A 24,658-nucleotide genomic window follows, 5' to 3' on the forward strand; every position below is an offset into this window, starting at 1 on the left:
CCTCGTGCCGGGCCGGGCGTCAGACGATGTCGATGGCAGCCGTCGGAGTGGACCCGTGGCGGCGCACCCGCAGCACTCGGAAGCCCTTGGCTGTCGCTGAGCGATGCACCGAGTACCCGCGGTGGAAGGTCGTGGTCATCCACCGTTGCAGGGAGTCCGAACCGAGGTTGCGCGAGACGACGAGCCACGCATCCGAGCGCTCGTCCAGTCGCGGGATCCAGTTCTCGAGCAGCCCGTGCAACTGATTCTTGCCCACCCGGATCGGCGGATTGGATCGGATCGTTCGAAAGACGACGTCGTCGGGAACATCGTCAGGCAGTACGGCGTTGACATTGGAGAGACCGAGTTCACTGGCGTTTGTGCGGACGAGGTCCAATGCTCGCTCGTTGACGTCGACAGCCCACACCGTGGCGTGGGGAGCGTCCATGGCAAGGGTCAGCGCGATAGGCCCCCAGCCGCACCCGAGGTCCAGCAGATGTCCGCCTGCGGGCGGAGGAGGGGTGTTCTCCAGCAGGACGGTTGTTCCGATGTCGATGTGATCCGGGCTGAAGATCCCGCCGGCCGTCGTGACCTCGACGGGATGCCCCGCAATCGAGACACGAATGCGGCGGAGATTTTCGGGACTGGAAGGCGACGACGTGAAGTAGTGATCGCTCTCCATGGCGACGAGCGTAGCGGAGGACGGGCCGCCTCCGGGAGGCTAGAGTTTACGGATGCCTGATGGCGGGCATCCCACAGAAATGATGATGGACGAAATCCCAGATCCCCAGACCACCCCAGCGGAGCACCCTGTCGACCCCGTCGACCGGGTGCTCGAGCGCGCCCGCGGCAGATCGGACGTGTGGGTCTTCGGCTCGGCGCAGGCTCTGCAGGATGCCGCGACTGCCGGGGGAGCGGACTCGGACGGTGACCAGTGGGATCGCGAGGAGCGCGCGGCGCTGCGACGCATCCCGGGTCTGTCGACCGAACTCGAAGACGTCACCGAGGTCGAGTACCGCCAGCTCCGGCTTGAGAATGTCGTCCTCGTCGGTGTGCACCCGCAGGGGGAGCAGGAGAACGCGGAGAACTCTCTCCGGGAGCTCGCCGCGCTCGCCGAGACGGCGGGTGCCGTCGTTCTCGATGGCGTTCTCCAGCGTCGCCCGCATCCAGATCCCGCTACCTACCTCGGACGAGGCAAGGCCGACGAGCTCCGCGACATCGTCGCCTCGCTCGGCGCCGATACCGTGATCGCCGACACCGAACTGGCGCCGAGCCAGCGGCGCGCGCTCGAGGACGTCGTCAAGGTCAAGGTGATCGACCGCACGACCGTCATCCTCGACATCTTCAGCCAGCATGCCAAGAGCCGTGAGGGCAAGGCGCAGGTCGAACTCGCACAGCTTGAGTACCTGCTGCCGCGCCTACGCGGCTGGGGTGAGTCGATGAGCCGACAGGCCGGCGGCCAGGTCGGTGCCGGCGGTGCCGGTATGGGTTCGCGTGGTCCCGGTGAGACCAAGATCGAGCTCGACCGCCGCCGCATCCGTACCCGGATGGCGCAGTTGCGGCGACAGATCCGCGACTTCGCGCCGGCGCGGGATGCCAAGCGTGCTGAGCGTCGGCGCAACACGGTGCCGTCGGTTGCGATCGCCGGGTACACGAACGCGGGAAAGTCGAGTCTGCTCAATCGGCTCACGAACGCCGGTGTGCTGGTCGAGAACGCGTTGTTCGCGACGTTGGATGCAACGGTCCGGCGCACTGAGGCATCCGATGGTCGGGTCTACACCCTCACCGACACCGTCGGTTTCGTCCGCAATCTGCCGCACCAGCTTGTCGAAGCCTTCCGGTCGACTCTCGAGGAAGTCGGCCAGTCGGACGTGATCGTGCACGTGGTGGATGCATCGCACCCCGATCCCGCGGCGCAGTTGGCTACCGTCCGTGACGTCATCGGCGATGTCGGAGCGCGCGATCTGCCGGAGCTCGTCGTCTTCAACAAGGCAGACCTCGTCGACGAATCGACGCGCATGGTTCTTCGAGGACTCGAGCCCGCGGCGCTGTTCGCCTCTTCCCGCACGGGGGAGGGCATCGCGGAGCTTCGGGCTGCCATCGAGCGGGCGCTTCCGCTTCCGGCGGTCGAAGTTCACGCGATCGTCCCGTACGGCCGCGGCGATCTCGTCTCAGCGGCTCACGAGACCGGCCACGTGATCACCATCGCGCACGAGGAAGCCGGGACGGCGCTGCACGCGTTCGTTTCGGAGAAGCTCGCGGCAGAGCTCGCGCCCTTCAGCTCAGCGTCAGCGGTGCGACGTCCGGCGGAGTGAAACCGAACACGGCTCCGAGGAAGGCAAGCTCTGTTTCGAGGGCGTGGATGACGGTCTCGGCGCGCCGGAAGCCGTGAGCCTCTCCCTCGTAAAGGACGTAGGCGTGCGGGATGCCGCGCGACGCTAGCAGCTCTCGAATGGCTTCTGCCTGTGCCGGGGGCACCACCTCGTCCTCGGCTCCCTGGAGCAGGAGCATGGGGACATCGAAGCCGTCGGGATGCGAGAGCGGAGAGCGCTCGATGTAGAGCTCCTCCGCGTCGGGGAGGGGACCGATGAGGCCATCGAGATACCGAGCCTCGAAGTCGTGGGTGTCGGCAGCAAGCGCCCGAGCATCGCCGACACCGTAGCGGGAGACTCCGGCGGCGAACACGTCCGTGCGGGCGATCGCAGCCAGGACTGTCCACCCCCCTGCCGAGCCGCCGTCGATCGCGATCCGGGCGGGGTCTGCCAGTCCGGACTCCGCCAGCGCGAGCGCCGCGTCGCGCACGTCCTCGACGTCAACGACACCCCACTGCCCCCGGAGCCTCTCGCGATATTCGCGTCCGTACCCGGTTGAGCCGCCGTAGTTCACGTCCAGCACACCGATTCCCCGGCTGGTGAAGTAGCTGATCTTCGGGGATGCCGCACCGCCGACATGGCCCGTCGGACCACCATGTACGAGGACGATGTAGGGCGGAAGCTCCCCGTCCGGAGCGGCCGCCGCCGGGTTCGTCGGGGGGAAGGCGAAGGCGTGGACCTCGCCCCGGGGGCCTTCGGTGCTTAGCTCGATCGATTGTGGCGTCCACCCTGCCGGCCAGGTGCTCTCTCCTCCGGCGACCGCCTCCCACTGCGCTGTTGCCGCGTTGACGAGCCATACTCCGGCAGCGCCGTCCGATCCCGATCCGATGACCAGAGCGCGCTCACCCGCGGCATCCTCAACCGATGCTCCCGAGCTCACCGGTCCGCCGAGGTCTCGGACCCTACCGTCCGGCGTCACCGCGACGATCTTGTCGGTGCCGTGGGTGCTGACGCACACCGTGGTGCCATCGGCGGTCAGCGAGTACCAACTGCCCCCCAGCGACCACAGCGGTCCGCCCGTGTCCTCCGAGGCTGCAGCCACGCGCCTCGGGCCGTGAGAGGCCGACCAGGTGTGCAGGTTCCAGCGGTCGTCAGGATCGTCGAGGAACAGGAGGTGACCGGCGTCGGCCCACTCGGGTTGCAGGGGCGCTCGGTTTGGGCCACCGGCGACGGTCTGCCACGTCTGGATCCGACCGTCAACGAGAGTGCCAAGGCGAAGCTCGGTGCTGTCCCACGGCATGGCTGGATGATTCCAGGCGATCCAGGCCAGCTGGGATCCGTCGGGCGAAACCGCGGGGTGGGCGACGAAGTCACTCCCTGCCCCCACGGAGACGATCTGATCCACATCGTTCGCGGCAGAACCGTCGCGCGGAACTCGCACGATGTCGCGAGCGGGAACGCCCGGCCGTGTGTGGTCTTCTCGGATCGCCCATAGCTCTCCGGCGGCGAACCGCAGTCCGCCGAATCGCATCCGCGTCCCGGGCGGTGTCAGGGCGCGCGGCTCGGACTCGGGGTCGAGGATCCAGATCCGCTGGTCGGTCTTTTCGACGAAGCACAACCCGCCGTCATCTGTCGCCGCCCACGCGCCGCCGCCGTACTCATGGACGCGGGATCGTGCGTTCCACGGGGCGGGCAGCAGATCCTCGATCCTCCCGTCGGGAAGGCGCCGCCGCACCGTCGTACGACCGTTCTCGGTCGGAACGCTTTGCCCCCACCAGATCTCCTCACCCTGCGGTGCGCCGACGAACGCAGCACCCTCGAAACGCGGGGATGCCGCTGCAACGGATGCCGCGGAGATCGGCGAGGGCCAGGTGCCGTAGGGGAGCCGAGTGACGGAGGAATCCATAGCCCCCACGCTACGCGCGGTCGCTGGCGGGCTCCTCGACGACGATCTCTTCGGAGGCCGCTGTGTCGGGCGCGTCCATCTCGATGACCTCCACCTCGACGATCTCGCGCCGCTGCAGCAACTCGAGGACCCAGGCGACGATGACTGTCACCAGGAACACCAGGATGACATCGCTGAAAGAAAGCGGTCGCAGCGCGAGAAGCCAGACAACGGCGAGGACGACCAGCACGATCCGGATCGCCACGCGATACCGAGCGAGGAATCGTCCGAAAGCGCCGGTGTCGAGGCCCCGCGCAGCGAGGGCGCCGCGGATGGTTGCATTGAAGCCGCTGACTCCGCCGCGGGTGGTGGTGGCCGAGCGGCTCGATCCCATGAGCCAGCCGATCACGGCGATCACGACGCCAAGCAGCGCGATCACGAGCGCGCTCTGCGCCATGGACGCCGTGAGCTGCGCGTAGATAACGCCGAGAGCTGTGGGCGAGAGGTCGAGCTGACCGGCGACGACGGTGCTCGCCGCAGCTCCGATTCCGAAGCCGGCGGCCAGCATGCCGCCGCCGATGAACAGCCCCACTCCCGCGCCGATCACGGCAACGCTGCGGCGTCGTGCGATGACGATGGCTAGAACGAACAGCGCAATGGTGACGATCGAGAGCCACCAGCCGACGGCGTCAGCGAGTGCGTAGACGGTCCGGAAGGCGATGAGTGCTTCCCCGTCGCCGATGATGATCGTCTTATCGATCGTCGGGATGAGCCCGGCAACGCCGACCCCGCTGTCGATGAGGCGCTGCTTGACCTGATCGATGATCGGCCCCAGGGCGATCCCGAGGCCGTCGTTATCGAGCACGAGGATTCCGCCGCCGTCGGCTGTCGCAACGGTGGTGATCGAGCGGTGGACCCCCCGTAGCGCGAAGGCCCAGACATCCGAGAATGCATCCGAAGCGACGATGCGCTCGACAGCTGAGTTGACGAGGTTCTGAACACCCTGAGCCGCTGGCGCGCGTAGCGCGTTGAGCGCTGTTGCCGCGGCTGGCGGCAGTCCCAGGTCCTCGATACCGTCGAAGACCTGGTCGGTGAGACCGGCGAAGTCGACCTGCTCGTCAATCGCGGCAGTGGCCTCATCGACGATGAGCTCCTGGACCGCGGGATCCTCGGTCAACGGAGCGAAGGTCGACACGAATGCCTCTTCGTCGACCAGCTGCACGCGCGCCCAGGTGGTCACCACCGATACCGGTACGAGAATCGTGGCGACCACGATCACGAATGCCGACAGCGCGGCGCGCCACCAGCCGCCGGATGGAGAGGTTCGTCCCGTCAGGCGGGCGTTCTCTGCCTCAAGGGCGCGGATGCGGGATTCGAGGTCTTCGGGCGTCGGCAAGCTCATGGGCCCCATTCTGGCGGAAAGTGCGCTCCCCGCGCCTCACCCGATTGTGGCGATTGATGCTGTTCAGACCGCTCGAAGCACCGCCACGACCTTGCCGAGAACTGTCGCTTCGTCACCCAGGATCGGCTCGAACGCGGAGTTGCGGGGGAGGAGCCAGGTGTGGCCGTCTCGTTGGCGAAACGCCTTGACCGTCGCTTCGCCGTCGAGCATTGCGGCGACGATGTCGCCGTTCTCTGCCGTCGCCTGAGAGCGCACGACGACCCAGTCGCCGTCACAGATCGCAGCGTCGATCATCGACTCGCCGCTCACGCGCAGCATGAACAGCTCTCCCTTGCCCACGAGCTGGCGCGGAAGCGGGAAGATCTCCTCGATCTGCTGATCGGCGGTGATCGGAACTCCCGCGGCGATGCGGCCGACGAGCGGAACCATGGCGGCGTCACCGACTGCCGGGGCGGAGTCCGCGGGGTTCTCGGCGGCCATGCCCGGAAGATCGATCAGCACCTCCATGGCCCGGGTCTTGCCGGCATCGCGTCGAAGGTATCCGCTCAGTTCGAGCTGGTTGAGCTGGTGCGTGACGCTCGAGAGGCTCTTGAGTCCGACCGCGTCGCCGATCTCGCGCATGCTCGGCGGGTAGCCGTTTCGGGCAATCGCTCGTTGGATCACCTCGAGAATGGCGAGCTGCTTCTCGCTGAGGCTGCGACGCCGCCGCGTGCCTGTGCGCTCCCGTGACGGCTCCTCGTTCATGTGCCCCGCTCCTGTTGCTGCTCGCATCCGTCCCGCACTCCCCTTCGAATGTCGGAGGTTGGTGATGACCTGTCTTCATCGAAACCGTAACCGCCTCGACACCGTTTCGCCTGTTCCGGCCCCGCGTGTCGTGTTCGAAGGATTCGCGGCCGGGTTCGCACTTGACAGACACAATACTCGAAGATAAATTCGGAATAGAGATTCGTATCCGCCTCTCCTGGCCGAGCGGTGGATGCGAATCTCTCCCCGAGATAACGGAGGATGACATGACGACGATTGCTCTCGGCTCCGCACCCACGACCATGACTGCGGTGCGACCGGCTGCGACCAGACTTCGGCTGACCGCTCGTGGTCGAGCCGTCCTGACGGTGCTCGCTGCGCTTCCGGCGGTCCTGGTCATCCTCGGGGTCATCTGGGGAGGCGGGGCAGCCCTGGCATCCCTCGATCCCTCGGCGCCGTCGGGAACCTTCGAGACGGTCACCGTTTCGGCGGGCGATTCCTTGTGGTCTATCGCACAGGAGATCGCCCCGGATGCCGACCCCCGCGATGTCGTGGCCGAGATCTCCCGACTGAACGGCCTGACGGGAAGCGTCGTGAGCGCAGGGCAGCAGCTCGCTCTCCCGCTCGCGTATACGCAATGAGCAGGGCCGCAGAACCGGGTGTGCTGCTGTCGCGCACCGTACGATGGGACGGGTGACGATTCGCCTCGATGATCTCCCGCTCCGCGATGACCTGCGGGGCCTTACCCCCTATGGCGCGCCTCAGGCGCCACTGCCTGTCGCTCTGAACGTCAACGAGAACACCCACCCGGTGCCGCGGGAAGTCGCCGACGACATCCTGGATGCGATCGGGCGGGCTCTCGGCGAGATCAATCGTTACCCCGACCGCGAGTTCCGTGAGCTGCGTGAGGGATTCGCCGAGTACCTTCGCCACGGCCTCGTCGCCGACCAGATCTGGGCGGCGAACGGATCCAATGAAGTCCTTCAGCACGTCCTTCAGGCGTTCGGTGGGCCGGGGCGTCGTGCGTTCGGCTTCGCTCCCACCTATTCGATGTATCCGCTGCTGACGCGCGCGACGGGGGCCGAATGGGTGTCGGGGAGCCGTGGTACTGACTACACCGTGGATGTCGAATCGGCAGTCGACCAGATCACCGCAGCCGATCCCGACATCGTCTTCCTGTGTGCTCCCAACAATCCGACCGGGACCCCGATGAGCCTCGAGCTGATCGAGGCGGCCTACGAGGCAACGCGCGGGATCGTGATCGTCGACGAGGCCTATTTCGAGTTCGCGCCGAGAACTGCGCCCTCGGCGCTGTCCCTGCTGCCCGGTCGGGAGCGCCTCCTCATCTCGCGAACGATGAGCAAGGCATTTGCGTTCGCGGGAGCCCGGGTTGGCTACCTCGCCGCCGATCCCGCTGTGATCGACGCCCTGCGCTTGGTGCGGTTGCCCTACCACCTCAGCTCCCTCACCCAGGCGGCAGCGCTCGCCGCGCTCACCCACGCCCCGGTGATGCTCCAGATGGTGGACGATATCGTGGCGCAGCGGGATCGCATCTCGGCGACCGTCGAGGCCCTCGGCTATCGCGCCTACGAATCGTGGACGAACTTCGTGCTCTTCAGCGGGGTGGAGGACCCCGGTCGCACATGGCAGCAGCTCTACGATCGCGGCATCCTCGTTCGCGACGTCGGAATCCCGCGAAGCCTGCGGGTGTCGGCGGGTACAGCAGAGGAGACCACAGCGTTTCTGGAAGCACTCGCGTCGATAGACTCTCGCGCATGAGCAGCAGCCGCACCGCAACACTCACGCGAGCCACGAGCGAGTCGCGCGTCGAGTTGAGTCTTGACCTCGACGGCACCGGCGCCAGCACCATCGACACCGGAGTTCCGTTCTACGATCACATGCTCACGGCGTTCGCGAAACACTCCCTGACCGACCTGACAGTCCGGGCCGAGGGCGACGTCGAGATCGACGCCCACCACACCGTCGAGGATGTCGCGATCGTGCTCGGTGACGCCATCCGTGAGGCTCTCGGCGACAAGGCGGGCATCTCGCGTTACGGTGACGCGCTCGTTCCGCTCGACGACGCCCTGGCGCAGGCCGTCGTCGACATCAGTGGGCGCCCCTACCTGGTGCACGACGGCGAGCCTGACGGGTTCGCACTGCACCTGATCGCTGGTCACTTCACAGGGTCGCTCGTGCGGCACACCTTCGAGGCGATCAGCTACCACGCCGGCCTCACGGTCCACCTTCGCGTCCTGGCTGGTCGCGACCCCCACCACATCGCCGAGGCCGAGTACAAAGCCTTCGCGCGCGCCTTCCGCCAGGCCAAGGCCTTCGACCCCCTCGTGCGAGGTATTCCGAGCACGAAGGGCGCGCTGTGACCGGGGCGCCGGCAACGATCGCACGACCGACGGTTGCCGTTTTGGACTACGGATCCGGCAACGTTCACTCCGCCGTCAAGGCACTGGCCCTGGCAGGGGCTGACGCCCAGTTGACAGCAGACCGCGACCTGATCATGGCTGCTGATGGGCTGGTCGTCCCGGGCGTCGGTGCCTTCCGCTCGGTTGTGGATGCTCTGCGTGACTCGCGTGCCGACCAGCTCATCGAGCGGCGCTTGGCAGGCGGACGCCCGGTGCTGGGGATCTGTGTCGGGATGCAGGTGATGTTCGAGCACGGTGTCGAACGCGGAGCGGACAGCCTCGGGCTCGGGCAGTGGCCCGGGGCGGTCACTGAACTCGACGCGCCGGTGCTCCCGCACATGGGATGGAACACCGTGGATGCGGGCGCCGGGTCGACGCTCTTTCGCGGCATCGAATCGGAGCGGTTCTACTTCGTCCACTCGTACGCCGCGCAGCATTGGACCCTCGAGGCCCACGATCCCTTCCCCAGCGCGGTCGTGACCTGGGCAACGCACGGCGCGCCGTTTGTCGCAGCCGTCGAGAACGGCCCCTTGGCGGCGACGCAGTTCCACCCCGAGAAGTCGGGGGAGGCGGGCATCCGGTTGCTCGCGAATTGGATCACGAGCCTTCCCGCGGCTACCCTCTGAACTCGTGCCTGCCCCCGATTCTGATCGGCGTGCCGCGGGCTCCGTGAACCCGCCCGAGGAACCATGAACGACTTCGCGTCAACGCCCGAACTGATTCTGCTGCCCGCCGTCGACGTCGCCGACGGCAAGGCCGTGCGCCTGACCCAGGGCGCCGCCGGCTCGGAGACGAGCTACGGTGATCCGGTCGAGGCTGCCGTCGATTGGGCCCGCCAGGGTGCGCAATGGATTCACCTCGTCGACCTGGATGCCGCGTTTGGCCGCGGCAGCAACGCCGGAGTGATCCGCAAGGTCATCAAGCAGGTCAAGGGTGTTCACGTCGAGGTGTCGGGAGGCATCCGCGATGACCGCAGCCTGGAGCTCGCGATCGAGTACGGTGCCGAGCGCGTGAACCTTGGCACCGCGGCGCTTGAGAACCCGGAGTGGGCCGCCGACGTGATCGGCCGCTACGGCGAGCTGGTGGCGGTGGGGCTTGACGTGCGCGGCACGACCCTCGCGGCTCGCGGCTGGACGCAGGAGGGCGGCGACCTGTGGGCGGTGCTCGACCGCCTCGAGGATGCCGGGTGCAGCCGCTATGTGGTCACTGATGTGACCAAGGACGGCACGCTTCGCGGGCCCAACCTCGATCTGCTTCGGGAGGTCACGACCCGCACCCCGAAGCCGGTCATCGCCTCGGGCGGCGTGGCAACGCTGGATGACATCGCGGCGCTGCGCGAACTCGTCCCGCTTGGGGTCGAGGGAGCGATCGTCGGGAAGGCGCTGTATTCGGGCGCCTTCACCCTGGCCGAGGCACTGGATGTCGCCGGAGGCTGAGGACTCGCGCAATCCGCACGCGCACGCTCACGGATCGGATCACACCGCCGACTCCGCAGGCTTCCCCTGGGCCGGGCGCAGTTTCGAGGCGAACCCGTTCGCCGGTGACGACGGCTCGGCGGACCCGGCGCTGATCGATGCAATCCAGCGCTTCCGGGTGGGCGAGTCCTCCGTCGTCGAGGTGATCGACGCCTATCGATCTGCGCGCCTTCTCATTCCGCTCGTCGCCGAGAAGGGCGACGAGGGCGTCGGTGCTCACGGGCTGACGGTGGACAAGACGCAGGAGCTGTCGATCGTTACGGTCGCAGCTCCCGACGGTCGGCGCGTACTTCCGGTGTTCTCGTCGGTCGCGGCGATGAGCATGTGGGACCCGGCAGCGCGGCCAGTCCCGGCCGACGGGGTGCGCACTGCGGCAGCCGCTGTCGATGATGGCACTGACCTCATCGTCCTCGACCCCGGCTCTGAGACCGAGTTCGTCATCCGTCGCCCCGCCGTCTGGGCCATTGCGCAGGGCCACACGTGGGAGCCAGCGCACACCTCACCGGAGGTCTTCGCCGGATTCCAGGAAAGCATCGGTGCGGAACTTGCCGTTCTCGATCTCTCGCTGGCACCCGCAGACCCGCAGGCGCGGGGGAGAGGCCCCGAGGTCCAGGTTCACCTCGACATCATGCCGGGCCTCGATCGCGACGAGCTGGATGCCGTGCTCCAGCGGCTCGCGAAGCGGTGGGCAGCGGATGATCGCATCGCGGTTCTCGTGGACTCCCTTGCCGTCAAGATCCGGCGCTCGCCGATCTGAGCCCGGCGGCCTGGCGAGTCTCGGATCAGGTGACCGGGCCGGTCCACTTCTCGCCCGGCCCCTTGCCGATGGGATCGGGGATCACTGACGCTTCGCGGAACGCGAGCTGCAGCGAGCGCAGGCCATCGCGCAGCGAGCGAGCGTGCATGTCGCTGATCTCCGGAGCGCCGGCAGTGATCAAGCCCGCGAGGGCATTGATGAGCTTGCGGGCCTCGTCGAGGTCCTTCTGCCTCTCGGGGTCGTCGGCAAGCCCGACCTTCACGGCCGCGGCGCTCATGAGGTGCACGGCAGTGGTCGTGATGACTTCGACAGCCGGGACGTCAGCGATGTCTCTGGATGCAGCGGCAGCGGCCTCGGCATCCTCCTCCCAGCGTTGCTCGCGCTCGCGATCTCGGCGATCGGCCGATCGGCCGTCGGATGCTGCAGGGTCGGAAAAACCGGGAATCGTCGACACGTGTTGCCTTCTGCTAGACTCGTGCGGGCTCCGGAGCACTTTGCGCCGGACACGAAAGAGGATCACATCCCACCCGCGCTTGCCGCTCAAGGCTACCGGGTCCACGAACTCCGCTTCCCCCGGCAATCCGATTGTCTGGAGAAGTAGCGCTCGACGAGCTGTCGAGCGTCAGGGTGAATGAAGCCGATGCAGAGCGTCGAGCGGGTGGAGTGTTCTGATCTCACCCGCGGCGCACCTCGTGTCGCGGTGCCTTACACCCGCACGAAGAGGAGTTCCGCATCAGCGATCCCCGCATCAACGAGCGCATTCGCGTGCCCGAGGTCCGTTTGGTCGGTCCCGCAGGCGAACAGGTCGGTGTCGTTCGCATCGAAGTCGCGCAGCGTCTGGCTCAGGAGGCCGATCTCGATCTGGTCGAGGTTGCCCCGAACTCGAAGCCGCCCGTGGTCAAGATCATGGACTACGGCAAGTTCAAGTACGAGGCTGCGCAGAAGGCGAAGGAAGCGCGACGCAATCAGGCCAACACGGTCCTGAAGGAAGTCCGGTTCCGCCTGAAGATCGAGCCGCACGATTACGAGACCAAGCGCAAGCACGCGGAGTCGTTCCTGAAGGCCGGCGACAAGGTCAAGGCGATGATTCTGTTCCGTGGTCGCGAGCAGTCGCGCCCCGAGCAGGGTGTGCGCTTGCTCCGCAAGTTCGCCGAGGACGTCGCCGAGTTCGGCACTGTTGAATCGAGCCCCACGATCGACGGCCGCAACATGACGATGGTGATCGCACCGCACAAGAACAAGTCCGAGGCGAAGGCCGAGCAGAACGCACAACGCGCTGCCACCAAGGAGGCGGCACGTCAGTCCGCCCGCGGTGAAGCCCCCGAGCCCACGGCCGCTCCCGCCGAGTAGGCCCCCAGACTCCCGCCCGGCGGGAACCACAACGAAGGAAAAGAAGATGCCGAAGCAGAAGACCCACTCGGGTGCCAAGAAGCGCTTCAAGGTCACCGGAACCGGGAAGATCAAGAAGCAGCAGGCGAACCTCCGCCACAACTTCGAGGGCAAGCCCACCAAGCGCACTCGCCGCCTGTCGGCGGACAAGATGCTCGCCCCCGGTGACGCGAAGGTCGCCAAGAAGCTTCTCGGCATCTGAGCGCCACGGTACGAACAGGAACGAAACGAAATGGCTAGAGTCAAGCGGGCTGTCAACGCCCACAAGAAGCGTCGCGTCATCCTTGAGCGCGCGTCCGGTTACCGCGGGCAGCGCTCGCGTCTGTACCGCAAGGCGAAGGAGCAGGTCACCCACTCGCTCGTTTACGCCTACCGTGACCGGCGCAAGCGTAAGGGCGACTTCCGTCGCCTGTGGATTCAGCGCATCAACGCTGCAAGCCGCCAGAACGGCCTCACCTACAACCGCTTCATCCAGGGTCTGAACCTGGCCGGTGTCCAGGTCGACCGCCGTATGCTCGCCGAGCTCGCGGTCAATGAGCCGAAGGTCTTCGCTTCGCTCGTCGACACCGCCAAGAAGGCGCTGCCCAGCGACGTCAACGCACCCAAGTCGGCCTGATCGGTCGCTCTTGCCTGAAGGGCGCCTCCCGTGCGGGAGGCGCCCTTCGTGTCGTTCGCGGAATATATGCTCGGTGGGCCCCGCAATGGCGCGGGAATCGCCGTCGCTGTACCTCTAAACTGGGCCCGTGCTGGAGAATCCGCGATCCCCACGCGTGCGCGCGGTCGCGAAGCTGTCCAAGCGCAGCGCGCGACAGGAGACCGGGCTGTTCTTGCTCGAGGGACCGCAGGCGGTTCGCGAGGCGCTGGCCTACCGGCCCGACGCGCTCGTGGAGCTCTACGCGACGCCCGGCGCGCTGGATCGGCACAGCGACATCCGGGATGCCGCCCGCGCCGCGGGACTGGACGTGGAGCTGGCAAGCGAAGCCGTCCTGGATGCCATGGCTGACACGGTGACGCCACAGGGGCTCGTGGCGGTCGCGCGTCAGACCCCATCTAGTGTGGCTGAGGTGTTCGCCGCCCATCCGCGGTTGGTCGCGATCTGCGAGCAGGTGCGGGATCCGGGAAACCTCGGGACCATCATCCGCGCGGCCGATGCGGCGGGCGCTGACGCCGTCGTCCTGACAGGCAAGTCGGTCGACCCGTACAACCCGAAAGTCGTCCGTTCCACGACCGGCTCGCTCTTCCACCTCCCGATCGCCATCGGGGTGGACTTGCCGGAGGCCGTCGAACAGGCGCACGCCGTCGGCATCCGGGTGGTGGCCGCAGACGTGGACGGGACCGACTTCCTGGCATCCCGCGACCTTCTCGCTGAGCCCACCGCGTGGCTGTTCGGCAACGAAGCGCGGGGGCTCGAAGAGGATGCGCTTTCGCACGCGGACCTCTCGTTGCGGCTTCCCATCTACGGCAAGGCCGAGTCCCTCAACCTGGCGACAGCGGCGAGTGTGTGTCTCTACGAGACCGCGTTCGCCCAGCGCAGCGCCCTCGCCTGAGCTGCATTTATACCGGAACACGCCCGCGCGTGCGCCATACTCGGAAAGGGGGGCTTTTCTGGGAAGGTCGCTATGGTGCTGCCCGCGCGCGTTGCGGTCGTCGATGACCATGAACTCGTAGCGCTTGCTCTGCAGTCGCTGCTCGCAGGCGACCAGGAGCTCGTCTTCGACCGTCACGCGCTCACGGTGTCCTCCCTGGTCAGCAGTCCGCGGGCAGCCGACGTCGTAGTCCTCGATCTCAGCCTTCGCGACGGCAGCGACCCTGTGTCGAACGTTGACGCTCTGCGGGCTTGGGGCGCGCGTGTCCTGGTACTGACCTCTGCCGAGAACCCCTACCTGGTGCGCAAGGCTTCCCGCACCGAGGCTCTCGGAATCCTGCGAAAATCGGCGCCGCGCGAGGTGCTGCTCGCAGCGATCCGCTCGGCACACGCGGGCCAGTATGTTCCCAGCACGGAGTGGGCCTCTGCTATCGATTCGGACCCGCTCCTGCGCGCCGCACCGTTGACCGCACGGGAACGAGAGGTGCTCGCTCTCTACGCATCGGGAATGGGAGCCCGCGATGTCGCCGCCGCCCTGTTCGTGAGCGAGAACACCGTCAATGATCACCTGCGTCGCATCCGCACGCTGTACCACCGGCTGGGGCGTCCCGCGACCACAAAGGTCGAGTTGTACCAGCGGGGCATTGAGGACGGCTTCGTGCCGACGCCGACGCGTGGGTGAGGTTCCGCGTCGCGCGGAGCTCATCGCGCGTCGGGCGCTCACGGCCGGTGCGGCGCTGTCGGTCGCCAGCACCGGCATCGGAATCGCGCTGGTCGGATCCGGCGCGGGTCTTGCGCCGATCCCCACCTGGTACGTCGCGCCCGTCGTCGTCGCCTTGGGAGCGCTGGTGCTCGTGGGCCTTGGCACGCCCTGGATGCCGCTGCGCTGGCTGCGACTATCGGCAGCGAGTTGCGCGGCCCTGTACGTCGGGACGCTCGTGGGCTTCGGTGCCGTGGCGGCAGTCGTGGCTCCCGACTCCGCTTCCCTGACATTGCCGTGGGTGCTGACGTCGTACGGGGGACCCGCGCTGGCAGCGGTGGTTGCTGGCGGCGAAGCTGCCGGACTTGCGTTGGCCGTCTTCGCGTTCGTCACCGTGACGCTGTACCGCCTCGTGCTCGGCGGTGCGCCGGCAACCCTGACACCATTCATCAGCGACACGCAGACCGGTCTGAGCGCTCTTGCACTATGTATCGTCGGCGGCGCCCTCATCCGTGCCGCTGTGCGCACCGACCTGGTTGCGGCGGCGGTGGGACGCGCGAGCGTGGAGGAAGCCGAAGTGCGCGGCGGCCTGGTGGCACGCTCACGTTCCGCGGCTTTCGTGCACGACGAGGTCCTCGTCGCGCTTCGTGCAGCCGCGGATGGGGATGAGCGTTCCAGACAGGCCGTCCAGCGACAAGCTCAGCGCGCGCTGCACCTGGCCGAGCATGCGGCGGTTCCGGACAGCGACGCATCGGGGCTCTCCTGGATCGACGCGCTTCAGACCCAGGCGATGGAGTACGACCCCCGCATTCGGATCGAGGTTACGCCGGATGCCCGCGCTGCAGTTCCGGACCAGCAGACAACGGGGGCGCTGGTGGGTGCCACCCGCCAGGCGATCGAGAACAGCGTGCGTCATGCTCCCGGTGCTTCGCGCCGTCTTCGTATCCGCGGGGACGCTCACGGTGTCTTCGTGGAGATCTCCGACGATGGGTCGGGCTTCGATCCGGCCGCCGTTGCGCCGGGGCGGCTCGGCATCCGATCAAGCATCGTTGATGCGATGCGCCTGGTCGGGGGAGACGCCCACGTGCGCTCATCCGTCGGCTCCGGAACCACTGTCACGCTGATCTGGCGCCGGGCGGCCGCCGAGTCATCGGCGGCTACCTCACGCTCGCCGCGAGTCGCGGTGCGTGCCCACGCCATCAAGGATCGTCGGTTCGATCGGGAAGTCTGGGTTCTCATCGCACTGTTCTATGCAACGCAGGGCGCGATCGCGTGCGCGGTCGCGGTGCGCACCCCCTCCGGCGGGGGTGCGCTCGCGATCTATGTGGGACTGGGCGTGATCGGCGTGCTTGCCATGCTCTGGCGTCAGTCTTCGGCGCGGTTGGGATCGGCCGTGCTCACGGGGCTGGTCATCGCCGTCACGCTGGCGGGTATCGCCGTGACGCCGAGTCCCGCGACGTACGGACAGGCGTGGTTTCTCCCGGCAGCCGGTCTCGTGCTCAGTGGCGTCGCATTGCGCCTGCGGCCCGTGCCTACCCTCGTGGCTCTGGTTGTCCTCGTCCTCGGAGCGGCAGTTCACGTGGCGTTACGGGGGGTCGACCTTGGACTTATCGTCGCCGCGGTGCGCATGGGCCTGCTGGTTGTGCTCGGCGCGCTCCTATCCGTCGTGATCCAGAGGGTGCAGCGCTTGAGCGTGCGCGCCAACGAGGATGCGATCGTCGCAATGCAGGAGCGCGCGTGGGATGATGCCACCCGGCGTGAACTCGAACGCCGTGCCGAGGATCTGGATCTCTACGCCCGCCCGCTCTTGCAGATGCTGGCATCGGGCGTACCGCTCACGGATGCCGACCGTGACCGGGCTCGCGCTGTCGAGGGGAGGCTGCGTGACGGGTACCGTGCCGCGTCATTGGTGCGCGAACCGTTGACCGAGGACGTCATGCGAGCTCGGCTGCGCGGCGTCGATGTGGTTCTTCTTGACGACACCGAGAACGCGCCGACCGAGGATGCAGTCCTCCAGGCGGTTGCCGACTGGATGTCAACGCTCGTCGCTCAGTCTCGTCACCGCTTCGTGGGAAGGCTCTTGCCCGCCGACCGTGATCACGTCGCGCACGCGGTCGTCGACGATGTCACGGTCGGATTCACGGGCACGGGTCAGGTCGTTCGACTTCACGGCTCGGTCAGGGGCTTCCAGGGCGAGTAATCCCGATCCAGCAGGCTCCGATCGGGAACTTGGTCCGTCGACCACCATCTGGCTTCGTAACCGACTCCGTCGTAGAGCACGCGCTCTCCCTGTTGGTAGAGCGTGTCGGGATTCCACTCCGGGTAGGTGCCCTCCGGCAGTGTGGGAACCGAGTACGGGGCATCGTCGGGTAGCACGGGGGCGAGGTATGTCCAGGCGCTTGCCTCGGCGGGAATTGCGGGGTCGTCGGGTTCGGTTCCTCCCTGCACCCACCACTTCGAGATGAAGACCCCGCCGTGCCAGACAATCCTGACTCCGGCCGAGTAGAACTGGGTCGAGGACCACACCGGGTAGGGGCTCGTCTCGGGATCGTCGATCGCCGCGGCCGTCGTGGGCGTGGCGACGGGGGCGGAGTAGTCGTAACCTTCGGCGAGGATCTCGGCGAAGGTCTGCCCGGCCTGATCGACGCCACTGCACTCGTTCGAGACGACGGTGGGGTTGGGGTAGTTGGTGCCGCACGTGCGGTCCCGGTTGATCGACCACATCGACAGCCGCATCAGGCCGCGCTTCGTGGCGAACTGGTTGAGCAGTCGTGCATCGTCGAGGGTGAAGATCTCTCCCGCGACGTCGTTTCGCCCGATCATGGGCGTCGCGCCCATGATCGACCATACGCCGCTCGTTGGCATCGAGGTTCTGTGTGAGTCCCAGAGTTGGGTGAGCTGGGTCGCGGTCGACTCGAGAGCCTGGATGGCTGCCTCACCCATCGTCGCGCCGCCGAGGTCGATGCCGTAGTTCATCGTCATGATGTTCACGCCAGCCAACTCGACTCCGCCGTCGAGGAGGGAACCGATCGCAGCGATGCCGTCCTCGTTGAGGCCATCCGGCAGGACCGGAAGCGTCACCCACACCTCCAACGGGTCCCCTGCGGCGCTGCGCTCGTGCTGGATGCGGGAGATCGCCTCGGCGCGGCGGGCTGCGGCATCCTCGTCGGTGAGATCGTCGTTCTCGAGGTCGAGGTCGATCGTGTCGACGCCGTAGCGCTCGATGACGCGCGTATAGGCACGTTGCAGGGTCGCCTCGTCGGTGCAGGCACGCGCCAACTCGGTATTGGCCGCACCGCCGAAGGAGATAACGGGCTTCAGACCCAACTCCTGCATCCGCTCGACTCGCCGATCGATGTCGAACTCGTCGTCAGCCTCGCCCAGGCGGTGGGCAATACCCCACGAGGGGGTGCAGGAGGTGTCGGATGCCGCCACGACGAAAGCGAGCACAGCCCCTCCCGGTGTCTCGTTGAGGTTGCTGCGCGCGAGCGCCTCGCCGCTTTCCAACGTGACGTCGTAGTACCCGGCGAACCACCGCTCCTCGGCAACGGCCCCGCTCGGCTGTGTCAACCAAGCGGGCAGGAGGGTCGCCGCAACAGCGGTCCCTCCCACGAGCGCGAGGATGACGAAGGTCGCCACCAATCGCAGGAACGAGAAGTGGCGACCCTCGAATCTGCCGCCCGCGCGGCCCGTGATTCCCGTCATGCTGCCACCGGCTTCTGTGTCTTGGCCGACCGGCTCGAGGCGCGCCGGGAGCGTGGTGCTCGTGCGGGTGCGCCGATTTCTCCTTCGTCCAGCGCTCGGCGCCAGTGATCCCCGGACTCGCCTGCCTCGGCATCCGGCTGCGGTTGCGCAACCCACAGCCAGTCCGTCCATCGCAACCAGACATCCGCTACCGAGATGCGGATCCCGATGAGGCTCACGATCGCCCAGGCGGTGGTCAGCCCGTTGATGCCGGCAAAGACCGCGGTTCCCCAGGCCTGGATCTCGATCGCGCGCCACACGATGTAGGCCGAAACCGCGACGATCGCATACGGCACGACGATCGAGGGGATTGTCGCGACGGTGCGGTGCGCGACCTTGGGAGTGCGGGTGAACGTGCTCTTCGTTCCGGTCATTGCCTGCCGAAGCGAGCCGATGACGCCTGCCAAACTCACCGCGAGCAGCAACAGATTCAGGCCGTAGACGCCCACGATGTCTCGGCGGTGGTAGCCCGCGCTGTGCAGATCCGAAGCCATCGCTGCGAAGTACGGAACCGCGATGAGAAACATCCACGGTGTCACGAGGCGACCTTCGATCAGAAAGCTCGCCATGAGGAAGATCAACCCGAGACTTGCCCAGGTGATCGAGGCGAGGTAGTTCAGGCGCAGCATCACGGTGACCGTCGACATCGGATGCTGCTGCCGCGCCCGTGCCCGTGCCACGGCAAACAGGCGCGGGACCACGAGCAAGCCACCGTTGGCCCAGCGCCGCCGCTGCACGACCAGGGCACCGAAGTCAGGAGGCGTTGCGCTGTAGCTCAATCGCTCGGGGTAGTTGTACAGGCTCCAACCGTGGGCGACCAGGTCGATGCTCGATTCGGTGTCTTCGATGACCGTCGAGTCGCGCACGAAGATGCTCACTTCGATGCCATCGCGCCGCTCGACCATCCGGAGGTCTTCCAGTGCGCTGCGACGGATGACCGCGTTGGCACCGACCCAGAAGGTTGCGTCGAAGGCGGTCAGACCCTGGTGGATGATGTGCTGCACGTCGGTGGTGGCGCTGGCCAGGCGCCCCAAGCGCGTGGGTGCCGCTCGAAATGACGAATAGGGCGTCTGCGCGACGGCTACTCGGGCGTTCTCGGGCTTCTCGAGGAAGTAGACCAGACGCAGTGCATACTCCGGCAGCAGCACGGAGTCGGCATCCAGAGTCAGCACGTACTCTGCTGCGGCGATCTCGACGTCTGCGGGTTCGTGCGGGGGGACGGGCTCGAGGGCGATGCCGCGCGCGGTGATGGCGTGCCGGAACCGTCCCCCCATGAGGCCGAGGTACGCGTTGAGGTTCATCGCCTTGTTTGCCTCGTGGGAGAGGGATGCATACCGCTTGCGTTCGAACAGCCTGATGTCCGCGGTGAAGACCCACACGAGGCGCTGCAGCAACTGGCTGACCCGGCGCAGGTCGATCTCCTCCGCTGATGCCGCGGCGTCGGCTGCGGCATCAGCGGTGTGCTGCAACTGGCGAGCGAGAGCACCGATGACGGCCTCGCGCAGAAACGCATCGACGTTGTCGTCGTTCGGCTCCTCTTCGGCAGTCAAACGCAGCCAGGTCGCGGCAGCGCGATATGCCTCAGCCACGCGTGCCATCTCAGCGTGGGCATCGCACCACCCGTCGCGGAGTGCGGCGTCGTGCGCTGCCATGGCGGTGCGCGCCTGATCGAGCGGCTCTGCCAAGAGCGCCGCTATCTCGTCCGGGAGCGCGCGCGTGAGCTCGAGTCGCTCGTGCGTCGCGGAATCCGCAGGATCGGGCGCGTCGTCGATGAGGAGCACGACCTCCAGCCGCGGGTACTCCTGTAACGCCGCGGACAGAAGAGCCTGGCGCACGAGGTTCGGCTCCTCCGCATACGACGGAACCAGCACCGTCAGCGGCGGCTGGCGTTGGGCGAAGTGATCATCGATGCTGCGCCGTGGTACGCGAGTGTGCGTATTGAAGCGGCTGATCGCACCGCTACGAGCCAGCAGATACATGATCGATGAGAACGTCAGCAGGGTGATGACGAAGACGTAGGTGAGGGTGCTCAGGAGGTCGGCCACATCAGCTCCGTTGTCGCCGCGCAGTACCGTGAGCGCAGCTGTGAACACGTACAGCGCCCACAGCGCCATGGTCACCCAGATCGACAGTCGCGCACGCACGAGTGTGCCGGTTCCGGGCCGTGCGTGAAGAGGCGGCAACGGGGTGGGGTCCTTCTCGGTGCCCAACTGGGGACGAGTGCGCACGGTGGTGCCCATCGGTTCTCCTTCGGCGGCGTGAGGTCTCGTCTCGACCCACAGCGCAACGGGTGCTCGAGCGCGCTCCCGAGGCGCGGCGGCCCCGGCGGGGAGACTGGAACCGCCGCGCACCTCATGGTCCCGATCTGCGCCCGTGGCTGCTGCGGTACCGACCACCAACTTCGGTGGTTTTGCGATTGACGCCCAGGTCTGAGGGTGCGGCGGCTCCCGGGTGGGGGAGACGGAGCCGCCGCGCACCCATCGTGTCGTCAGCCCCGCATGCTGGCAGGTTCAGAAACCACTGATTCTGGTGGTTTCGCCATCTGCTCGCCGCCCTGGCCGGAGAGAAGCGGCACTCTGTTGCCTCGGTAGACTCGACTCTCGTGTCCGACGCCCCACAGATCACCCCCGAGACCGTCGCCGCGGCGGCAGATGCGGCACGCGCCGCGATCGCCGCTGCCACCGATTCGGCATCCCTCAAGCAGGCCCGAGCCGCGCACGTCGGCGAGGGTTCGCCACTGGCCCGCTTGAACGCGTCGCTGCGTGATGTCGCTCCGGAGCGCAAGGCCGAGTTTGGCAAGCTCATCGGGCAAGCGCGCGGTCAGGTGACGCAGGCGCTCGCCGCCCGGGAGGCCGAGCTCGAGGCCGCGGAACTCGCGGCACGTCTGGATGCCGAAGCGATCGACATCACCGCGTTGCCGACGCGTGCGCGGGTCGGTGCCCGGCATCCGCTCACGCTCCTGCAAGAGGAGATTTCGGACATCTTCGTCGGCATGGGCTGGGAGGTTGCCGAAGGCCCTGAGCTCGAGCACGAGTGGTTCAATTTCGACGCCCTCAACTTCGACGTCGATCACCCCGCGCGGCAGATGCAGGACACCTTCTTCGTCGACCCGATCGATCGGCACCTCGTGATGCGCACGCACACGAGCCCCGTGCAGGTACGCTCCATGCTTGATCGTGAGCTTCCGGTGTACGTCGTGTGCCCCGGGCGGGTGTATCGCACCGACGAGTTCGACGCGACGCACCTTCCCGTCTTCTCGCAGGTCGAAGGCCTCGTGATCGACAAGGGCATCACGATGGCGCACCTGAAGGGCACGCTCGACCACTTTGCGCGCGTCCTGTTCGGTCCCGAGGCGAAGACCCGTCTGCGCACGAACTACTTCCCGTTCACCGAGCCGAGCGCCGAGCTCGATCTTTGGCATCCCACCTTCAAGGGCGGTGCGCGCTGGATCGAGTGGGGCGGTTGCGGCATGGTCAACCCGAACGTGCTGCGCGCCGCGGGCATCGATCCCGAAGAGTACTCCGGGTTCGCGTTCGGGATGGGGATCGAGCGCACGCTGATGTTCCGCAGCGACGTGAAGGACATGCGCGACATGGCCGAGGGCGATGTGCGCTTCAGTGAGCAGTTCGGGATGGTGGTGTGATGCGCGTTCCGCTGTCGTGGCTGCGTGAGTTCGTCGAGGTGCCCGCCGAGGCAACCCCCGAAGATGTGCTCGCCGCGCTGGTATCGGTCGGCTTCGAAGAAGAGGACGTTCACCGCTTCGAGCTCTCTGGCCCGATCGTGGTGGGCGAGGTTCTCGAGTTCGTCGAAGAGCCGCAGTCCAACGGAAAGACGATCCGGTGGTGCCAGGTGCGCGTTGCCGAGGGAGAAGGCACAGAGGACTGGCCTGCCGTCCGCGGCATCGTCTGCGGTGCGAGCAACTTCTTCGCGGGTGACAAGGTGGTTGTCACCCTGCCGGGTGCCGTGCTGCCCGGGCCCTTCCCGATCGCCGCGCGCAAGACCTATGGACATGTCTCGGACGGCATGATCGCGTCAGCCAAGGAGCTGGGGCTGGGGCAGGACCACTCGGGGATCCTGCGCCTCGTCGAACTCGGCATCGACGCTCCGGTGGGCTCGGATGCCATCGCGCTGCTCGGGCTCAACGATGAGGCAGTCGAGATCAACGTGACCCCCGACCGCGGCTATGCGCTCTCGATCCGGGGCGTGGCGCGCGAGTACTCCCATGCCACGGGGGCGCCATTCCGCGACCCCGCCGACCGGGCGTGGGAGGAGGTCGATCCCGGTGAGGGGTTCTCGATCGTGGTCGACGACGCGAACCCGATCCGGGGGCAGATCGGCGCTTCGGAGTTCGTCGCGCGACTCGTGCGCGACGTGGATGCCTCCAAGCCCACGCCACCGTGGATGATCACGCGGCTGACCCTTGCCGGGGTGCGACCGCTCGGCATCCTGATCGACATCACCAACTACGTGATGCTCGAGCTCGGTAACCCCATCCATGGCTACGACTACGACACTCTGCAGGGCGGGATCACTGTCCGCCGTGCGCGTGCCGGCGAGACCCTCGAGACCCTCGACGGGCAGCTGCGCACGCTGGATGCCGAGGACCTCCTCATCACCGATGAGTCTGGTCCGATCGGTCTTGCCGGAGTGATGGGCGGGGCAACGACAGAGATGGGACCCACGACCCGCACCGTGCTCATCGAGGCAGCCCGCTTCGACCCGGTGTCTATCGCGAGGACGGCACGTCGACACAAGCTGCCCTCGGAAGCGTCGCGGCGCTTCGAGCGCGGGGTGGACCCGGCCCTCCCGTTCGTCGCAGCCCGTCGGGTGGCTGACCTCATGGTCGAGCTGGCCGGGGGAACGCTGGACTCCTCGTTCGGCGGCGCCCTGCGCTCTGGCCACGAACAGGCGGCGATCGAGCTGCCGCGTGGCTTCGTCTCCGGTCTGATCGGCGTTGACTACACGGCCGACCAGATCACCGAGGCGCTCCGGTTGATCGGGTGCGACATCCCGGATGCCGGAGCCGACCCGACCGCGCCCTGGTTGGTCTTCCCGCCATCGTGGCGCCCCGACCTTACCGACCGGTGGACCCTCGCCGAGGAGGTCGCGCGTATCCACGGACTCGACCAGGTCCCCTCCGTGCTGCCCACCCCGCCCTCGGGGCGCGGGCTGACCGCTGCCCAGCGCGCGCGCCGTCGCGTCTCGAATGCGCTGGCAGCTGCAGGCTACGTCGAGACCCCGTCGTTCCCGTTCACGACCGCTGAGAGCAACGACCTTCACGGCAGCGCCGACGGAGGTCATCTTCCGAGCATCAAGCTTGCGAACCCTCTCGACGGGCAGTTGCCATACCTGCGTCGTTCGCTTGTGCCGGGCCTACTGCAGGTCGCGCACCGCAATGTGTCGCGGGGGCTCGTCGATCTCGCCCTGTTCGAGACCGGCGTCGTGTTCCTTCCCGCTGCGGGCGTCGAGTACGGCACGCCGTTCGTTCCGCCGCTGGGCATCCGGCCGGATGCCGCCACCCTCGCGGGTCTTGACGCCTCGATTCCATCGCAACCACGTCATGTCGCGATGCTGTTGACGGGAGCGCGGGTGGCCAAGCAGCCCGGCCAGAGTGCCGAGGCTGCAGACCTCGCCGATGTCATCGACGCAGTTCGTACCGTGGCCTCTGCGGCGGGAGTCGACGTGACGATCGTCCAGACGCGGCGCGCGGCGCTGCACCCGGGGCGTGCCGGTGACGTTCGTGTCGGCGATGTCGCCGTCGGCTACGTCGGCGAGCTCCTGCCCGCCGTGGCAGCCGACGCCGACCTACCCGGCCGCGTCATCGTTGCCGAACTCGACCTCGACCTCATCGTCTCCCTCGCGGGGGAGCGGGTCGTAGCGGCATCCCTCTCGGGCTTTCCCGCGGCGACGCAGGATGTCTCGCTCATCGTGCCGGAGGCGGTTGCTGCCGCTGAGGTCGAGGCGGCGCTCGTCTCGGGAGCGGGCGATCTACTCGAAGCCGTGCGGCTGGTCGACGACTACCGCGGTGCAGGTGTCGAGCCCGGCACGAAGAGTCTGACGTATGCGCTGCGTTTCCGGGCCCCCGACCGGACGTTGACGGCGGCGGAGGCCACCGAGGCAAAGCTCGCAGGTGTCGCCGTTGCAGCCGAGCGGTTCGAGGCGCGAATCCGGGAGTAAGCCCGAGCTCCGCGTTCTGGTGCCGTGGCTCCCGCGGCGGGAGGACACGGGCCGCTACGCTGGCGACGGGTCCGGGCGCTGAGGCCGGC

General features: G+C 67.3%; 22 protein-coding genes. 15 read left to right on the forward strand and 7 right to left on the reverse strand.

Annotated features, from left to right (window positions below; all coding sequences use genetic code 11):
- Positions 1 to 19 precede the first annotated feature (19 nt).
- Positions 20 to 661: a methyltransferase gene (locus tag BGO47_RS11610; protein ID WP_292712090.1), complete on the reverse strand. Its 642-nt coding sequence runs from the start codon at positions 659 to 661 to the stop codon at positions 20 to 22.
- An 85-nt stretch (positions 662 to 746) separates the two neighbouring features.
- Here BGO47_RS11610 and hflX point away from each other — a divergent pair, with 85 nt between their 5' ends.
- On the forward strand, positions 747 to 2,294 hold the full coding sequence (gene hflX / locus BGO47_RS11615; RefSeq protein WP_292712161.1) for a GTPase HflX: 1,548 nt from the start codon (positions 747 to 749) through the stop codon (positions 2,292 to 2,294).
- On the opposite strand, the gene BGO47_RS11620 is transcribed toward hflX, so the two are convergent.
- From BGO47_RS11620 to lexA, 3 genes are all read right to left on the reverse strand, one after another.
- A complete protein-coding gene (locus BGO47_RS11620) occupies positions 2,257 to 4,197 on the reverse strand; it encodes a prolyl oligopeptidase family serine peptidase (protein ID WP_292712092.1) in 1,941 nt (646 codons plus the stop codon). The two genes, hflX and BGO47_RS11620, sit on opposite strands and share 38 nt — an antisense overlap.
- A gap of 10 nt (positions 4,198 to 4,207) precedes the next feature.
- Entirely contained in the window at positions 4,208 to 5,578 is a 1,371-nt protein-coding gene (locus tag BGO47_RS11625; RefSeq protein WP_292712093.1) for a hypothetical protein, read from the reverse strand.
- Between the two features lie 63 nt (positions 5,579 to 5,641).
- Positions 5,642 to 6,322 (reverse strand): transcriptional repressor LexA, encoded by a 681-nt coding sequence (gene lexA / locus BGO47_RS11630; RefSeq protein WP_292712095.1) that lies wholly within the window; start codon positions 6,320 to 6,322, stop codon positions 5,642 to 5,644.
- A gap of 266 nt (positions 6,323 to 6,588) precedes the next feature.
- On the opposite strand from lexA, the gene BGO47_RS11635 reads away from it, so the two are divergent.
- The 6 genes from BGO47_RS11635 (at position 6,589) to BGO47_RS11660 (ending at position 10,974) form a co-directional block, all read left to right on the forward strand.
- The gene (locus tag BGO47_RS11635; RefSeq protein WP_292712097.1) at positions 6,589 to 6,963 is read left to right on the forward strand and encodes a LysM peptidoglycan-binding domain-containing protein; all 375 of its coding nucleotides are present in this window, start codon (positions 6,589 to 6,591) and stop codon (positions 6,961 to 6,963) included.
- Between the two features lie 43 nt (positions 6,964 to 7,006).
- Positions 7,007 to 8,101 carry a histidinol-phosphate transaminase gene (locus BGO47_RS11640; protein WP_292712099.1) on the forward strand — a complete coding sequence of 365 codons (1,095 nt, stop codon included), beginning with the start codon at positions 7,007 to 7,009 and terminating at the stop codon, positions 8,099 to 8,101.
- A complete protein-coding gene (gene hisB / locus BGO47_RS11645) occupies positions 8,098 to 8,703 on the forward strand; it encodes an imidazoleglycerol-phosphate dehydratase HisB (RefSeq protein WP_292712100.1) in 606 nt (201 codons plus the stop codon). Before BGO47_RS11640 ends, hisB begins: the two co-directional genes overlap by 4 nt.
- Positions 8,704 to 8,720: 17 nt before the next feature.
- Positions 8,721 to 9,368, forward strand: coding sequence for an imidazole glycerol phosphate synthase subunit HisH (gene hisH, locus BGO47_RS11650; protein ID WP_292712163.1), 648 nt, complete (start codon positions 8,721 to 8,723; stop codon positions 9,366 to 9,368).
- 63 nt (positions 9,369 to 9,431) lie between these two features.
- Positions 9,432 to 10,178 carry a bifunctional 1-(5-phosphoribosyl)-5-((5-phosphoribosylamino)methylideneamino)imidazole-4-carboxamide isomerase/phosphoribosylanthranilate isomerase PriA gene (gene priA, locus BGO47_RS11655; RefSeq protein WP_228177765.1) on the forward strand — a complete coding sequence of 249 codons (747 nt, stop codon included), beginning with the start codon at positions 9,432 to 9,434 and terminating at the stop codon, positions 10,176 to 10,178.
- Complete coding sequence (locus BGO47_RS11660; protein WP_292712103.1) at positions 10,162 to 10,974, forward strand: SseB family protein; 813 nt, start codon at positions 10,162 to 10,164, stop codon at positions 10,972 to 10,974. The genes priA and BGO47_RS11660 overlap by 17 nt, the downstream gene beginning before the upstream one ends.
- 25 nt (positions 10,975 to 10,999) lie before the next feature.
- On the opposite strand, the gene BGO47_RS11665 is transcribed toward BGO47_RS11660, so the two are convergent.
- Entirely contained in the window at positions 11,000 to 11,419 is a 420-nt protein-coding gene (locus BGO47_RS11665) for a DUF1844 domain-containing protein (RefSeq protein WP_292712165.1), read from the reverse strand.
- Positions 11,420 to 11,706: 287 nt separating this feature from the next.
- On the opposite strand from BGO47_RS11665, the gene infC reads away from it, so the two are divergent.
- The 6 genes from infC to BGO47_RS11695 all read left to right on the forward strand — a co-directional run bounded on the left by infC (position 11,707) and on the right by BGO47_RS11695 (position 16,848).
- Entirely contained in the window at positions 11,707 to 12,324 is a 618-nt protein-coding gene (gene infC / locus BGO47_RS11670) for a translation initiation factor IF-3 (protein WP_292712167.1), read from the forward strand.
- A gap of 46 nt (positions 12,325 to 12,370) precedes the next feature.
- A complete protein-coding gene (gene rpmI, locus BGO47_RS11675) occupies positions 12,371 to 12,565 on the forward strand; it encodes a 50S ribosomal protein L35 (RefSeq protein ID WP_228177767.1) in 195 nt (64 codons plus the stop codon).
- Positions 12,566 to 12,595: 30 nt separating this feature from the next.
- A complete protein-coding gene (rplT, locus tag BGO47_RS11680) occupies positions 12,596 to 12,979 on the forward strand; it encodes a 50S ribosomal protein L20 (protein ID WP_228177768.1) in 384 nt (127 codons plus the stop codon).
- Between the two features lie 127 nt (positions 12,980 to 13,106).
- Entirely contained in the window at positions 13,107 to 13,910 is an 804-nt protein-coding gene (locus BGO47_RS11685; protein WP_292712106.1) for an RNA methyltransferase, read from the forward strand.
- Between the two features lie 72 nt (positions 13,911 to 13,982).
- Positions 13,983 to 14,630: a response regulator transcription factor gene (locus BGO47_RS11690; RefSeq protein WP_292712107.1), complete on the forward strand. Its 648-nt coding sequence runs from the start codon at positions 13,983 to 13,985 to the stop codon at positions 14,628 to 14,630.
- Positions 14,623 to 16,848 carry an ATP-binding protein gene (locus BGO47_RS11695; protein WP_292712109.1) on the forward strand — a complete coding sequence of 742 codons (2,226 nt, stop codon included), beginning with the start codon at positions 14,623 to 14,625 and terminating at the stop codon, positions 16,846 to 16,848. Before BGO47_RS11690 ends, BGO47_RS11695 begins: the two co-directional genes overlap by 8 nt.
- Here BGO47_RS11695 and BGO47_RS11700 read toward each other — a convergent pair.
- Both BGO47_RS11700 and BGO47_RS11705 read right to left on the reverse strand, forming a co-directional pair.
- Complete coding sequence (locus BGO47_RS11700; RefSeq protein ID WP_292712111.1) at positions 16,815 to 18,353, reverse strand: carbohydrate-binding protein; 1,539 nt, start codon at positions 18,351 to 18,353, stop codon at positions 16,815 to 16,817. The two genes, BGO47_RS11695 and BGO47_RS11700, sit on opposite strands and share 34 nt — an antisense overlap.
- Positions 18,350 to 20,632, reverse strand: coding sequence for a glycosyltransferase family 2 protein (locus tag BGO47_RS11705; RefSeq protein WP_292712112.1), 2,283 nt, complete (start codon positions 20,630 to 20,632; stop codon positions 18,350 to 18,352). The genes BGO47_RS11700 and BGO47_RS11705 overlap by 4 nt, the downstream gene beginning before the upstream one ends.
- 362 nt (positions 20,633 to 20,994) lie before the next feature.
- Here BGO47_RS11705 and pheS point away from each other — a divergent pair, with 362 nt between their 5' ends.
- Positions 20,995 to 22,035, forward strand: a complete 1,041-nt coding sequence (gene pheS / locus BGO47_RS11710) for a phenylalanine--tRNA ligase subunit alpha (RefSeq protein ID WP_292712115.1) — start codon at positions 20,995 to 20,997, stop codon at positions 22,033 to 22,035.
- Positions 22,035 to 24,569 (forward strand): phenylalanine--tRNA ligase subunit beta, encoded by a 2,535-nt coding sequence (pheT, locus tag BGO47_RS11715; protein WP_292712117.1) that lies wholly within the window; start codon positions 22,035 to 22,037, stop codon positions 24,567 to 24,569. The genes pheS and pheT overlap by 1 nt, the downstream gene beginning before the upstream one ends.
- The last annotated feature ends 89 nt before the right edge of the window (positions 24,570 to 24,658 follow it).

The sequence above is a fragment of the Microbacterium sp. 67-17 genome (assembly GCF_001898325.1).
GTDB lineage: Bacteria > Actinomycetota > Actinomycetes > Actinomycetales > Microbacteriaceae > Microbacterium > Microbacterium schleiferi.

What these genes read in the sequence shown, in the direction of transcription:
- BGO47_RS11610 (WP_292712090.1), bottom strand. Translation starts at nt 661, where the DNA reads ATGGAGAGCGATCACTACTTCACGTCGTCGCCTTCCAGTCCCGAAAAT.
- hflX (WP_292712161.1), top strand. Translation starts at nt 747, where the DNA reads ATGGACGAAATCCCAGATCCCCAGACCACCCCAGCGGAGCACCCTGTC.
- BGO47_RS11620 (WP_292712092.1), bottom strand. Translation starts at nt 4,197, where the DNA reads ATGGATTCCTCCGTCACTCGGCTCCCCTACGGCACCTGGCCCTCGCCG.
- BGO47_RS11625 (WP_292712093.1), bottom strand. Translation starts at nt 5,578, where the DNA reads ATGAGCTTGCCGACGCCCGAAGACCTCGAATCCCGCATCCGCGCCCTT.
- lexA (WP_292712095.1), bottom strand. Translation starts at nt 6,322, where the DNA reads ATGAACGAGGAGCCGTCACGGGAGCGCACAGGCACGCGGCGGCGTCGC.
- BGO47_RS11635 (WP_292712097.1), top strand. Translation starts at nt 6,589, where the DNA reads ATGACGACGATTGCTCTCGGCTCCGCACCCACGACCATGACTGCGGTG.
- BGO47_RS11640 (WP_292712099.1), top strand. Translation starts at nt 7,007, where the DNA reads ATGGGACGGGTGACGATTCGCCTCGATGATCTCCCGCTCCGCGATGAC.
- hisB (WP_292712100.1), top strand. Translation starts at nt 8,098, where the DNA reads ATGAGCAGCAGCCGCACCGCAACACTCACGCGAGCCACGAGCGAGTCG.
- priA (WP_228177765.1), top strand. Translation starts at nt 9,432, where the DNA reads ATGAACGACTTCGCGTCAACGCCCGAACTGATTCTGCTGCCCGCCGTC.
- BGO47_RS11660 (WP_292712103.1), top strand. Translation starts at nt 10,162, where the DNA reads ATGTCGCCGGAGGCTGAGGACTCGCGCAATCCGCACGCGCACGCTCAC.
- rpmI (WP_228177767.1), top strand. Translation starts at nt 12,371, where the DNA reads ATGCCGAAGCAGAAGACCCACTCGGGTGCCAAGAAGCGCTTCAAGGTC.
- rplT (WP_228177768.1), top strand. Translation starts at nt 12,596, where the DNA reads ATGGCTAGAGTCAAGCGGGCTGTCAACGCCCACAAGAAGCGTCGCGTC.
- BGO47_RS11690 (WP_292712107.1), top strand. Translation starts at nt 13,983, where the DNA reads ATGGTGCTGCCCGCGCGCGTTGCGGTCGTCGATGACCATGAACTCGTA.
- BGO47_RS11700 (WP_292712111.1), bottom strand. Translation starts at nt 18,353, where the DNA reads ATGACGGGAATCACGGGCCGCGCGGGCGGCAGATTCGAGGGTCGCCAC.
- BGO47_RS11705 (WP_292712112.1), bottom strand. Translation starts at nt 20,632, where the DNA reads ATGGGCACCACCGTGCGCACTCGTCCCCAGTTGGGCACCGAGAAGGAC.
- pheT (WP_292712117.1), top strand. Translation starts at nt 22,035, where the DNA reads ATGCGCGTTCCGCTGTCGTGGCTGCGTGAGTTCGTCGAGGTGCCCGCC.